The organism is Pseudomonas sp. LG1E9, assembly GCF_003290225.1.
Classification (GTDB): domain Bacteria; phylum Pseudomonadota; class Gammaproteobacteria; order Pseudomonadales; family Pseudomonadaceae; genus Aquipseudomonas; species Aquipseudomonas cyclaminis.
The window spans coordinates 3,929,057-3,941,233 of record NZ_CP029983.1 but is presented as its reverse complement, the minus strand read 5'-3'; the positions used below and the strand labels follow the sequence as shown (position 1 = coordinate 3,941,233).

Sequence of the window (12,177 nt, the reverse complement as noted above, 5' to 3'; positions counted from 1 at the left end):
CTCACCACAGAAGCCCGCTCACCACAGAACCTCACTTACCAAGGAACCCTGCCCGCCATAAGAACCCTGCTCACCACAAGAAGCCCGCTCACCACACAAACCCGGTAGCGCAGTTAGATGCGGGCCAACGCCTGCGCCAAATCCGCCCGCAGATCTTCCACATCCTCAACCCCCACCGACAACCGCACCAGCCCGTCACCAATGCCCAACTGCGCCCGCGTTGCCGCCGGGATGCTGGCATGGGTCATGATCGCCGGATGTTCGATCAGGCTTTCCACGCCGCCCAGGCTTTCGGCCAGGGCGAAGATCTGCACGTTTTCCAGAAAGCGTGTGGCGCCAGTCAGGTCGCTGTTCAGGTCCACTGAAATCATCCCGCCGAACCCGCGCATCTGCTGGCGGGCCAAGGCGTGCTGTGGGTGAGAAGCAAGACCGGGGTAGTAGACCCGCGACACCTGCGGCTGCTGTTCCAGCCAGGTGGCCAGGTCCAGGGCGTTGCTGCAATGACGCTCCATGCGCAGGGCCAGGGTTTTCACGCCGCGCAGGGTCAGGAAGGCGTCGAAGGGGCCGGCGATGGCGCCCACTGAGTTCTGGAGAAAGCCCAGGCGTTCAGCCAGTTCGGGGTTGTCGCCGACAACGGCAATGCCGCCGATCACATCGGAGTGGCCATTGAGGTATTTGGTGCTGGAGTGCACCACCACATCAACGCCCAACTCCAGCGGGCGCTGGATCCATGGGCTGGCGAAGGTGTTGTCGGCCACGCAGATGATCCCGCGGGCCCGGCAGATGCGTGCGATGGCGGCCAGGTCAGTGAGGCTCAACAGCGGGTTGCTCGGCGTTTCGACCCAGACCATGCGCGTATCGTCTTGCAGCGACGCTTCAAACGCCGGTACATCACTCAAATCCACAAAGCTGAAACGGTGCCCGGCGCTGCGTTGGCGCACCTTGTCGAACAGCCGAAAGGTGCCGCCATACAGGTCATTGCCGGAGACGATATGCGCGCCCGCGTCCAACAGTTCCAGCACCGTGGAAATCGCCGCCAGCCCAGATGCAAAGGCAAACGCCTGGCTGCCGCCCTCAAGGTCAGCCACGCAACGCTCCAGGGCGAATCGCGTGGGGTTGTGGGAGCGGCCGTAGTCGAAGCCTTTGTGCACGCCGGGGCTGTCTTGCAGGTAGGTCGAATTGGCGTAGATCGGCGGCATCAGCGCGCCGGTGGTGGGGTCGGGGGATTGCCCGGCGTGGATCACACGGGTGGCAAACGCGCTTTTATCGGGCTGGCTCATGCAAGGGACCTCCGCAGGTGGTTGAGCAGGTCGACGCGGGTGATCAGGCCGTAAAAGCCGTCTGCGTCGGCAATGATGGCGACCAGGCCGCGATCCAGTTCGGCTTGCAGTTCGATCAGGCTGGCGCTGGGGGCCAGGGTTTGCAGGTGGTCGGTCATGGCGCTGGCGACGATCATCGTGAAGTGCGCGGCGTCGTGGTGCAGGCCCAGCAGGATGTCGGACTCGTCGATCACCCCCACCAGTTCACGGCCGTTTACCAGCACCGGCAGTTGCGACACATCGGCCAGGCGCATGCGCTGGAAGGCGGTGAGCAAGGTGTCGTCGGGGCTTACGCTGATCACGCGGCCGTCTTCGAAACGGCGGGCGATCAGGTCGCGCAGGTCGCCGTAGTGGGTGTAGTGCAGCAGGCCTGCGTCGGTCATCCATTGGTCGTTGTAGACCTTCGACAGGTACCGTGTGCCGGTGTCGCACACAAAGCTGACCACGCGCTTGGGCGTGGTTTGTTCACGGCAATAGCGCAGCGCGGCGGCGAGCAGGGTGCCGGTGGAAGAACCGCCGAGAATACCCTCGGCCTTGAGCAGTTGGCGGGCGTGGTCGAAGCTGTCTTCATCACTGATGGAATAGGCGTGGCGCACGCTGGACAGGTCGGCAATCGACGGGATGAAATCCTCGCCGATACCTTCCACGGCCCACGAGCCGGGAGTGATCAACTGGCCGCTGCGGCTGTATTCGGCCATCACCGAGCCCACCGGATCGGCCAGTACCATCTCCAGTTCCGGTTGCACGCGCTGGAAGAAACGGGTCAGGCCGGTGAGCGTGCCTGCCGAGCCGACGCCGACCACGATTGCATCCACGTCGTGCTGGGTTTGCGCCCAGATCTCCGGCGCGGTGCTGGTTTCGTGGGCCTGGGGATTGGCCGGGTTGTTGAATTGGTCGGCGAAGAATGAACCGGGAATGTCCTGGGCCAGGCGTGCGGCGATGTCCTGGTAGTAATCGGGATGGCCCTTGCCTACATCGGAGCGGGTGATATGCACCTCGGCGCCCATGGCCTTGAGGTGCAGCACCTTTTCGGTGGACATCTTGTCCGGCACCACCAGTACCACGCGGTAACCCTTGGCCCGGCCCACCAGCGCCAGGCCCAGGCCGGTGTTGCCGGCCGTAGCCTCAATGATGGTGCCGCCGGGGCCCAGGCGGCCGTCGCGTTCGGCGGCGTCGATCATGGCCAGGCCAATGCGGTCCTTGATGGAACCGCCGGGGTTCTGGGACTCCAGCTTGAGGAACAGCGTGCAGGGGCCGGTATCGAAGCGACTGACGCGAACCAGTGGCGTGTTGCCGATCAGTTCGAGTACGGCGGGGCGTGAAGGTGTGGGCATGTCGTCACCTGGGTACGCAAGGCAGACATGAAACAGTAGGTCGGTATTGGTTGAGTCGCAACCGGGCGGTCGGCTTGCTGTCTTTTTTCGGCGCATGGGCGACGCTGTACCTGTGGCGAGGAGCTTCGCGACCAGCCACTGTTTTTCGACTACCTGAGCATTTACCCCGAGACGCCGCAGGATCAATGGCAAACCGATATTTATGTGCCGTTGCAGTAGCGCCAGAGGGGAAGGCGGCAAGCATTCATGAGTGCTGATGAAGACGAGTCTTGCCAGTGACACAAAGTGTCATTAGTATTCATTTGTGTCCTTGTCGGTGGTCCGTAAGGGCTTGGTTCTGATGGTCATGCGACGTTCGTTGAATCTGAGGGTGAAGAATTGAAAGTTCATTTTTTGGTGCATGAATCCTACGAAGCACCCGGTGCATTTGAAGACTGGGTAAAAGCTCGCAGCTATCAAGCCACTTATTCCCGCGTGTACCTGCAGGATGCGCTGCCAGCCAGCGCAGCATCGTTCGATCTGTTGGTGGTGTTGGGTGGCCCACAAGATCCGGCAACGACGCAGGCGCAATGTGCGCATTTCAATGCCGTTGCCGAGTGTGCGCTCATTAATGAAGCCATTTCGGCCCGACGTGCTGTGGTTGGAGTGTGCCTGGGGGCGCAATTGATCGGTGAAGCCCTGGGCGCGACGTTCAGCCACAGTCCCGAAAAGGAAATTGGCAAGTTCCCGATTTACCTGAGCCAGGACGGCTCGGCGAATCCGAAGTTCGCGCATTTTGGGGAAACCTTGGACGTCGGCCATTGGCACAACGACATGCCAGGGCTCACGCCGGATGCAAAAATCATCGCGCGAAGTGAGGGTTGTCCGCGTCAGATCGTCGAATACACCCCTTTGGTCTATGGCTTCCAATGCCATATGGAACTGACACAAGACGTCGTGGAGCAGTTGATCCAGGCATCCGAAGTGCAATTGCGAACGCTGGTTGATCAGCGATTTGTTCAGCAACCCGCCGTGTTGCGGGCCAATGAATATGATGAAATGAACCAGAAGCTGTTTTTGTTTTTGGACAAGTTGATGGCCGATTACCACGCACGATAAAGAGAGAGGCAGGCCACAGGCCTGCCTCTGTTTGGTTGAGCGTCAGCTTATTGTTGACGTCTCCACACCGCCAATTCGTTGAACTCGATATTGTCGATCTGTCGGTCTTGCCCACGCGTGCCCATGGTTGCCTCCTTGGCATAGGTATCTACACAACTCTTAAAGGTTGACACAGAACCCTGTGGTGAGTGGGCTTGCCCCGCGCTGGGCTGCGAAGCGGCCCCAATTCAGGCGCCGCGTTTTCTCAGTCATAACCCATTGGCCGGTTTTGGGGCCGCTTCGCAGCCCAGCGCGGGGCAAGCCCGCTCACCACAACAGCGCGTTTGACATAGATTCCGCCTTCACCGGAAGTTGTGTGGATACCTATGCTCCTTGGCGGATGATTGAGGTGCGAGTGTAGCGGTTCTTGCGCTGGACTGAGTTACCATGCCGCCGCGAAATTCCCGCCGACCGCTCTGGCCACCTATGTCCTCCAATGCGCTGTACACCGACCTGTCCATCTATTACGACCTGATGTGTGCCGACATCGACTACCGCGCACAAAGCCACAGCGTGCACCGCCTGCACCAACTGTTCGGCAATGGCGGACGCCGGCACCTGGACCTGGCCTGCGGTACCGGCCCTCACGTGCGCCATTTCCTCGACTTCGGCTACCGCAGCGCCGGCCTGGACATCAGCCAGCCGATGCTCGACCTCGCCCAACGGCGCTGCCCCGAGGCACTGTTCAGCTGCCAGGACATGGCGGGTTTTCAGGTGGACGACGCGCAAGATCTGATCACCTGCTTTCTCTACTCGACCCATTACAACGCCAGCCTGGCCCAACTGCGCGCTTGCCTTGCCAGCGTGCACGCTGCGCTCGCTGAAAACGGCGTGTTTTGCTTCAACGCGGTGGACAAGCTGCACATCGACAACCGTTTGCTGGTGCGCCATAGCGTTGAGTGGGAAGGCAGCCACTTCACTTTCGGTTCCGGCTGGCACTACAGCGGGGCAGGTGAGCAGCAGGCGTTGCGCCTGAGTATCGAGAAGACCACGGCGGGCGTGACGCAGGCTTGGCAGGACGAGCACGCTATGGTCGCGCTGAGTTTCGTCGAGTTGCAGCAATTGCTGCAGGTGCATTTTGAAGTGCAGGTTTTTGAGCATGACTATGAGCGGATTACGCCTTGGGCTGGCACGACCGGGAACGCGTTGTTTGTGTGTGTGAAGCGCTGAGGATGTGCCTGCGCTCTGTTGTTATGGCTTGCCCGCCGCCGTCGCGGGCAAGCCTGTAGCGTTTTTTAGGCCTGACGCGAAAGCACCGTCGCCGCGCGTTTTTCTTCCGAACCCACATCATGCAGCGAGATCCTCGACGTCTCCGGCAACGCCAACCCGCCTGCCAGTGCCAACACGGCCACCGCAATCAGATAAAACGCCGGTGACAGGTTGCTGCCCGTGGTGCTGATCAACCACGTCGCCATCAGCGGCGCGGTGCCGCCGAAAATTGTATAGGCCATGTTGTAGGTGATCGCCGAGGCGGTATATCGCGTGCGGGTCGGGAAGGTCTCGGACAGCAACGCCGCCGTGACCACTCCACACAACACCGCACCCACCGCAAGCAGCATCACCCCCACAATCGATGCTGCGAACGACCCGGAACTGGCCATCAGGAACGATGGATACACCACCACCATCAGCAACACGCAGGCCGTCATCACAGTGACCCGACGCCCGACCCGGTCCGAATACAGCCCCGCCAGCGGGCAGATCGCCGCGGCGAAAATCAGCGCGATCAGCGACACCAGCAACGCCACCGCCCGACTCAGTCCGCCTGCCACTTGCAGGTACGTCGCAAAGTAGGTGGTGAACATATAAAACGACAACGCCGTCAGCGACACAAACGCGCCCAGGCAGCAGATCGCCGCACCGTGGTTGCGCAAGGTTTCCTTGAGTGGAGAGTGGGCAACCGCGTGTTCCTGCTTCACGGCCTGGAAGGCCGGCGTCTCATCCAGTTTCCAACGCAGATACAGCCCCACCAAACCCAGTGGTGCGGCGATCAGGAACGGCAAGCGCCAGCCCCAGCTGCCCATCGCCTCGGCGGACAACGACGCTTCCAGGGCGTACGCCACCACCGCGGCGGCGGCGAACGCGGAGAACGTCGACACCGGCACGAAACTGCCATACCAGGCGCGTTTGTCGCTCGGCGCATGCTCCATCAGATAGGCGCAGGCCCCGGCGTATTCGCCCCCGGCAGAGAAACCCTGGGCGCAGCGGATCAACGACAACAGAATCGGCGCTGCGACGCCGATGGCGGCATAAGTGGGCAACAGGCCAATCAAGGTGGTCGCGCCGGCCATCAGCAAAATCGTCATCGCCAGGGTGCGCTTGCGGCCGATGCGGTCGCCCAGCATGCCGAAGAAAATCCCGCCCAACGGCCGAAAGGCAAAGGCCACGGCAAACACGGCAAACGTCTTGAGCAGCGCCGCGCTGGCGTCCCCACTGGGGAAAAATTGTTGGGCGATGGTCGTGGCGAGGAAACCGTAGACGGCGAAATCAAACCACTCGACGAAGTTACCGATGCCGGCGGCGATGATGACTTTTCTCAGGGTTTGGGGGCTGACCTGTTCGGTGGATGAGCTCGTCATGGGTGAAGGCCTCGGAGTGCGCAGGGGGATGCCTGATTATCCGAGGTGGTGGGCGGGCGGCGGGGTTCAAAAGAGGCCTGCGCGTAGTCAACAGCGACTTCTTCGCGCCGGGACCGGCCCGCTTCAGGCCTTGGCGGAACGCTGGGCGGACTTGCGATACGTCAGCAGCACAATCCCCGTCACCACAATGACGCCGCCGGCCACCTGCCCGGCGCTGAGCATTTGATCGAGCACGAGCCAGCCCATCAGCAGCGTCGCCAGCGGCTCAATGTTCATGACCGGCGCATTGCGCGGCATATCCAGGCGCGGCACCGACATGAACAGCACGATAAAACCGGTGCCATACAGCACCACCAACGTCGCCAGCGCCAGCCAGCCGGTCGGCGACGCTGGCGGGTTAAGGCCGTTGGCAAGCGCGCCACTCCAGCCAGCAAGGTTCACGCTGCTGAACACAATGAAGATCGTCAGCAGGCTGCGCACCGAACCCCGTACCTGGGACAACTTGTGATCGGTGATCCACAGCGCGCAAGCGAACACGAAGGCGGCGCAGAGGGCGAGGGTAACGCCCAGCAGCCATTGCGGGCCGATGTCGGCGTCGGCCGAAAGCCGAGTCGGCACGTCCAGCACAAACACCAACCCCACCAGAATCAAACCCATCAGCAACGCGGTGCGCGCCGTCGGGCGTGGACCGCCTAATCCCCAAGTCAGCAGCGCCAGCAAAATCGGGAAAACGTTAGCCACCAGCAACGCCAGCGCGACTGGCACACGGGCCACGGCCGAGTAAAGGCAGAGGCTTTGGGCGGTAATGAGTAGCCCCAACAGCAACTGCCAACGCCATGCTCCCGAAGGCAGGCGCACACTCTGGCGTTGCCAGAGCACCAGCGCGCCGAGCACCAACAACGTGCCGCCAGAGCGCAGCAAAATGGCCAGGAGCACACCGGCGCCATCGTCGAAGGCGACGCGAGCGGCGATGTGGTTGCCAGCGAAGGCACAGCCCATGCAGAGCAGGATCATTACGGCGACGTGGCGGGGGAAAAGGGCGGGGGCAGGGGGTGTCATGGTAAGGGCTCGGACAAGGGGTGCCATCTTCGGGAATGGCGATTTATTTTTATGGTCATCGTACAACCGTGTTGTAGGTTTGTAGCGTGTTTCAAGCGAAGGGGCAAGCGAGGATTTACAGAATATCCCAGCATATTGGGCTTGTAGGGTTGGCTTAAGATGTTTGGATGATTTCGCGGCGGGGCGGACGTATTCAATTTTTGGCAGGTTTGGCGGTGGTTGTATGATGTTTTAGGCAGAAATTGGGGGCGCCGCCATTTTTTTAAATGGGGTCTGCCGATCAACGGTCTGATCCGTAAATGTTAGAATCAGTTGCAAGCCTGACCTAACCTGGGTGCAAACTGGCGTTATGGGACAACCTTGGATAACCAGATGGGCCGGAAGGTGCAGTAATGTTTCTAAGCCTTGAAGTTCGCAGCTATGAGAGGGAAAACCCTCACCCTCACCACCACCACGAGTATGCTCAATTGGTACTGCCGATTCGTGGCGAAATGGAAATTGACGTAAACGGTCGCGGCGGCTGCATTGATCAGTCATTGGCAGCGCTTGTGACACCTGGCTCGATCCACTCGCAGCAGACTAACCTCGATAGCCGGTTTCTTGTTTTGGACTGTGCGCCGATGACCCTAGAAACGCTCCAGATAGAGCGTCTTGCTCAGAAAATATATGTGCCCATTTCGCCCGCAACTCGTCGGCTTATAGAGTTCGCTGAGCTAATCGGCAACGCACAGCTGTCCATCACTGCTTCCCAATTGGGGCCTTTGCTTTTGTCGTCCCTAAATCCCGACATCTCTTGCTTTCCAGACCCCATGGAGCAGTTGATCGCTCGTCTTCGGGCGGATCCTGGAGCCAACTGGAGCAATGAGGCTATGGCTCAAGTAGCAAGAATGAGCGTGAGTCAGCTGCACCAGCGATTCCGGCTATCGTTCGAGATGAGTCCGCAAGCCTGGTTGACCGATCTACGCCTGCAAGAAGCTCAACGATGGTTGCGTGGAACCTCATTAACCATATCCGAGATTGCCTTGCGTGCTGGCTTTTGCGATCAGGCATCGCTGACCCGTGCCATGCAGCGCGTGAGGGCCACGACCCCGGCGGTTTATCGTAAAACGCAAAAACAGTCTGGGTAAAAAATTCCGCAGTTACCGACAATACTCCCTGAATCAGTTGCTCCAGACTTCATCCATTACGCTTTGGAGCGCGGATGAAATGTTTGCTGATCGGTCACTGTTAAAGGGCATTGTCTACGGAGTTTGCGCGGGCCTGTGTTGGGGAGTGATTTTCCTCGGCCCCCAGCTCACCCCGGGCCTGAGCGGCCTGCAATTCGCCGTTCTGAGATTTCTCTGCTACGGCGCGATTTCGGTGGCCTTGCTTATGCCTCGCTGGAGGCGCGTTTGCGCCAATCTCACTATGGCCGACTGGAAGTCGCTCTTCTGGCTTAGCCTGATTGGGAACCTCATCTACTACACGCTGGTGGGCACCGGTGTGCAGTTGGTTGGCATTGCGACAACGTCTCTGATCGTCGGACTCATTCCGGTGTTCGTCACATTGGCAGGTCGTCATGACATCAACGCCGTTTCTTTGCGCAAGCTCACTCCCTCGCTGTGCTGCGCAGTGGGCGGGGTCACACTTATCAGCTGGCACGCACTGATCAACGGCGACAGGCCCGATACACTGACAAACATTGCCGGAATTCTATGCGCGGCGGGCGCGTTAATGACATGGAGCTGGTTCGCAGTGAGCAACGCTCGGCGGCTGGCTCAGGTAGCCAGCGTTTCCGCCCATGACTGGGCACTGCTGACAGGGGTCATGACTGGCGCTCAATCACTGCTTTTGGCGGTACCTGTCCTGGGTTGGCAGGTCGGAACGCATGGCAGCTCCGAATGGCTACACTTTGTCATGGTAGCCGGTGGCGTAGCGTTTTTATCTTCGGTTGTGGGTAATGCGTGCTGGAACCAGGCGAGCCGACTTCTACCACTGGCACTAAGCGGACAAGTGCTCGTGATTGAGACGTTAGCGGCGCTGTTTTTAGGCTTTCTATGGGAGCATCGGGTGCCCGACTCATATGAAATTGCGGCGATTGCACTTCTGGTCACCGGTGTCATGTGGTGTCTGAATTGTCATCGTACTCCCCGTCACTCTCCGGCTGTTTAGCTCTTACAGAGCCGCTGAACGACATGAATGCTGACTGCACCTAGATGACTTAGCCGGACGCATACCTCTGAATAGATAATAAGGAACGTTTATGAATAATCTCGCGGACATAGCTTTGAACTATCTTTGGACGCTAAATTTTTCAAGCGATGATTTAGGGTTTGACGAAGATTGGGTAGTAAAAGAAATTGAGTCTATGTCTCATGAGATGGAACATAATTTCACTGACGCAGAGCGTCAAGCTCTCAAGGAGTCTGCAAGCCGAGCTTTGACGAGGTGGCTGAGGGAGCCTGATGAGCACGGCTATACGCCACGCAAACTTCTTAAACCAGAACAAAGAATTTTTCTAGAGTGTATTGCATCAGGAAAATTCAGCGGCCCAGAGCTCTGATTACTTCAAGCGGGCAACGCGGCCGGTTGAAAAAAGAAATAGCGTTATTCAGCCTCACCGTTCGACTCGTGATGTCGGGTCGTAAAGTCAGTCAACAGCTGGTTCTGGCCAACTGTCGCTGATCGCGAAAGGCTGCAATGGGTCGACTGCTGACCTTTCTTACAGGCAGAAATCGGCCAGAAGCAGACATTTGCGATTTCTTTTATGGGACGAGGCTTCCGCTGAATTTAACGGATAAAGGCACGCGGCCAGCTTGAGATTTGTCAGTTCCATATCCGTCACTTCCGATATCGCCTCGCTGGTAGAGGCGTCGCAGTAGGCGCGAAGGCTCGGAGTAGGTGGTGTACCGAAAACTTGTAAACCACTGATTTTATTTAAGAATATCCTTGAAAAAAATAAGAACTTGCAGTCCATGCTGGCAAATGGCAATTTCTCATTCGGATCCGGCCATCTTCGAATGGAAACGACATGCCAAACACTTATAATATTTATAAAATTAAGCATCATAAGATAAAAGAACTAAAAGAAAAGCTTAAGTCCGTAGGGCTGGTTGAGCAAAAGACCCTTCCGGTTTCAAATTACTCTAAAACTTTTTATTTCTCAGAAAATATTAAAGGGAATGATGTTTGGTGGTGGGAAATCTATAAAGAGTTTTTTAACGATAATGTAAAGGAGCCAAAAAATACTTTTAATTTTGGCGTTCTGTTGTGCCAAAATCTAGAGAACGAAGAGAAAATTTATGCTGTGAGCTTAGGAAAATCCCACTTTTATCTCTCCAAATTTATTCACCTCGACTTTGGGATCGATCTTGCGATACATGTTGCAGATGAGAGCTCAATATTGCTGAAAAAAAGCCGCTACTTCACGGGTACAAAACGACAAGACGTGTCCTCCTACCAACAATTTCAGAAAGATAGCTATGAGGCAGGCGAATCGGTCGACCACTTAAAGCTCAAGGCCGCTAACAAGGAAATATGGGGTGAACGCAATATAATTTTTGCCGATTCCATTCAGATGGATATGGATAAACAACCTTTGGAGTTGTCAGCCATTTTCCAACTGATTGACGAAAGTTTCTGTGGTGAAAAGATTATACATTTACCTAAGCTTGAATCAGTTGGAGCCGAGGCAACAAGTGAGCTTGACAAGCTATTACTCGAGCATCTCAAAAATGCAAACGGTAAAGTTCTAATTGAAGAGTTTCAGGTGCACGGCATAGCCATTTGCTTTAGCTTCCATGATTACGATTATGAAATTAAGGCGAAGGGAGAAAATAGTAACTATCGCAAGGCTTTGGGTAATAGCATTGATGTCCAGTCTATCTCGGACTTCTTGGGAGAACATCCTGATGTTACTGACATTAACAACGTTACTGTTCAATTCAAAAACGAAGATACAGGACGTTTTACGCGATCCCTGAAGGAAATTCTTGACTGCCCAATCGAATACGAAGAGCAACAATATTTCCTAAAAAGTGGAGAATGGTTTCTCTTTAATCAAACGTTCATGGAGTACCTGAGGCGATCGTTAGGCAGTATTGAAATCAAGCTAGAAGAGCCGCTGGTTGAATCCGCATTCATTGCTTGGCAAAAAAAGAAAAGGGAAAATGCGAAGCCGGACGATGACAAAGTTGACTATCGAGAGGCGTATTTTAATCAGAAAATATGCGTCGAACGAGGTTGTCAGCTTTTAGATCGGGTTCTGACAGATATTAAATCACTCGAACAAAAAAGACGTAGCTATCAAGTAGAAGTTGCCGACATCTATAACGATGGAGAAATTATATCGGTAAAAATCTCAAAGAAGAAACCAGAGCTAATCTATAATATCGAGCAGTCTAGAGACGCCATTACTCTGATAAAGAATAAAACAATAAAATTTGATGAAGAACTACGTAGCGCTGCGCTGTGGTTTGTATTTGAAGATGATGTTAAAAAAATCACTGACGTTAACTCCATACAATTCCTTTTAGCTGTGGAGTCTTGGCACAAATTAGTCACGAGTCATGGGCTCATCCCTAGGATCTATATATCCAAACACGAAAGAGATGTTGATAAAGAAGGAAAGAAAAAAACGTAGGCCTCAACAATAAGTTTGAGTGTGTCGCAGTTGGATTATATTCTTAGACTCTACCGCGCAAAATGCACTGGCTCATCGAGTGACTAAGCCTTACGACGTTACTAGTTAATTATGATCTTTTGTAGGTG

10 protein-coding genes and 1 pseudogene are annotated in these 12,177 nt (G+C 56.1%); 7 read left to right on the top strand and 4 right to left on the bottom strand.

What is annotated here, in order from left to right; genetic code table 11:
* Positions 1–113 precede the first annotated feature (113 nt).
* Together DNK50_RS18000 and DNK50_RS17995 are read right to left on the bottom strand one after the other, a co-directional pair.
* Positions 114–1,280, bottom strand: a complete 1,167-nt coding sequence (locus tag DNK50_RS18000) for a cystathionine gamma-synthase (RefSeq protein WP_112195536.1) — start codon at positions 1,278–1,280, stop codon at positions 114–116.
* On the bottom strand, positions 1,277–2,653 hold the full coding sequence (locus DNK50_RS17995) for a cystathionine beta-synthase (RefSeq protein WP_112195534.1): 1,377 nt from the start codon (positions 2,651–2,653) through the stop codon (positions 1,277–1,279). Before DNK50_RS17995 ends, DNK50_RS18000 begins: the two co-directional genes overlap by 4 nt.
* Positions 2,654–2,767: 114 nt before the next feature.
* On the opposite strand from DNK50_RS17995, the pseudogene DNK50_RS29585 reads away from it, so the two are divergent.
* The 3 genes and pseudogenes from DNK50_RS29585 to DNK50_RS17980 all read left to right on the top strand — a co-directional run.
* Positions 2,768–2,872, top strand: a pseudogene (locus DNK50_RS29585) (AraC family transcriptional regulator); the annotation flags it as partial.
* A gap of 159 nt (positions 2,873–3,031) precedes the next feature.
* Positions 3,032–3,751, top strand: a complete 720-nt coding sequence (locus tag DNK50_RS17985) for a glutamine amidotransferase (RefSeq protein WP_112195532.1) — start codon at positions 3,032–3,034, stop codon at positions 3,749–3,751.
* A 465-nt stretch (positions 3,752–4,216) separates the two neighbouring features.
* The gene (locus DNK50_RS17980; RefSeq protein WP_160385004.1) at positions 4,217–4,960 is read left to right on the top strand and encodes a class I SAM-dependent methyltransferase; all 744 of its coding nucleotides are present in this window, start codon (positions 4,217–4,219) and stop codon (positions 4,958–4,960) included.
* 65 nt (positions 4,961–5,025) lie between these two features.
* Here DNK50_RS17980 and DNK50_RS17975 read toward each other — a convergent pair whose 3' ends face one another.
* Both DNK50_RS17975 and DNK50_RS17970 read right to left on the bottom strand, forming a co-directional pair.
* On the bottom strand, positions 5,026–6,369 hold the full coding sequence (locus tag DNK50_RS17975; protein WP_099585314.1) for an MFS transporter: 1,344 nt from the start codon (positions 6,367–6,369) through the stop codon (positions 5,026–5,028).
* Positions 6,370–6,492: 123 nt separating this feature from the next.
* Positions 6,493–7,428 (bottom strand): DMT family transporter, encoded by a 936-nt coding sequence (locus tag DNK50_RS17970; RefSeq protein WP_112195530.1) that lies wholly within the window; start codon positions 7,426–7,428, stop codon positions 6,493–6,495.
* Positions 7,429–7,820: 392 nt separating this feature from the next.
* Here DNK50_RS17970 and DNK50_RS17965 point away from each other — a divergent pair, with 392 nt between their 5' ends.
* From DNK50_RS17965 to DNK50_RS17950, 4 genes are all read left to right on the top strand, one after another.
* Entirely contained in the window at positions 7,821–8,555 is a 735-nt protein-coding gene (locus DNK50_RS17965) for an AraC family transcriptional regulator (RefSeq protein WP_112195528.1), read from the top strand.
* Between the two features lie 79 nt (positions 8,556–8,634).
* Entirely contained in the window at positions 8,635–9,579 is a 945-nt protein-coding gene (locus DNK50_RS17960; protein ID WP_112195526.1) for a DMT family transporter, read from the top strand.
* A gap of 91 nt (positions 9,580–9,670) precedes the next feature.
* Entirely contained in the window at positions 9,671–9,970 is a 300-nt protein-coding gene (locus tag DNK50_RS17955) for a hypothetical protein (RefSeq protein WP_099585310.1), read from the top strand.
* Between the two features lie 468 nt (positions 9,971–10,438).
* The gene (locus tag DNK50_RS17950) at positions 10,439–12,049 is read left to right on the top strand and encodes a DUF6119 family protein (RefSeq protein WP_112195524.1); all 1,611 of its coding nucleotides are present in this window, start codon (positions 10,439–10,441) and stop codon (positions 12,047–12,049) included.
* Positions 12,050–12,177: the final 128 nt, after the last annotated feature.

What these genes read in the sequence shown, in the direction of transcription:
- DNK50_RS18000 (WP_112195536.1), bottom strand. Translation starts at nt 1,280, where the DNA reads ATGAGCCAGCCCGATAAAAGCGCGTTTGCCACCCGTGTGATCCACGCC.
- DNK50_RS17995 (WP_112195534.1), bottom strand. Translation starts at nt 2,653, where the DNA reads ATGCCCACACCTTCACGCCCCGCCGTACTCGAACTGATCGGCAACACG.
- DNK50_RS17980 (WP_160385004.1), top strand. Translation starts at nt 4,217, where the DNA reads ATGTCCTCCAATGCGCTGTACACCGACCTGTCCATCTATTACGACCTG.
- DNK50_RS17975 (WP_099585314.1), bottom strand. Translation starts at nt 6,369, where the DNA reads ATGACGAGCTCATCCACCGAACAGGTCAGCCCCCAAACCCTGAGAAAA.
- DNK50_RS17970 (WP_112195530.1), bottom strand. Translation starts at nt 7,428, where the DNA reads ATGACACCCCCTGCCCCCGCCCTTTTCCCCCGCCACGTCGCCGTAATG.
- DNK50_RS17965 (WP_112195528.1), top strand. Translation starts at nt 7,821, where the DNA reads ATGTTTCTAAGCCTTGAAGTTCGCAGCTATGAGAGGGAAAACCCTCAC.
- DNK50_RS17960 (WP_112195526.1), top strand. Translation starts at nt 8,635, where the DNA reads ATGTTTGCTGATCGGTCACTGTTAAAGGGCATTGTCTACGGAGTTTGC.
- DNK50_RS17955 (WP_099585310.1), top strand. Translation starts at nt 9,671, where the DNA reads ATGAATAATCTCGCGGACATAGCTTTGAACTATCTTTGGACGCTAAAT.
- DNK50_RS17950 (WP_112195524.1), top strand. Translation starts at nt 10,439, where the DNA reads ATGCCAAACACTTATAATATTTATAAAATTAAGCATCATAAGATAAAA.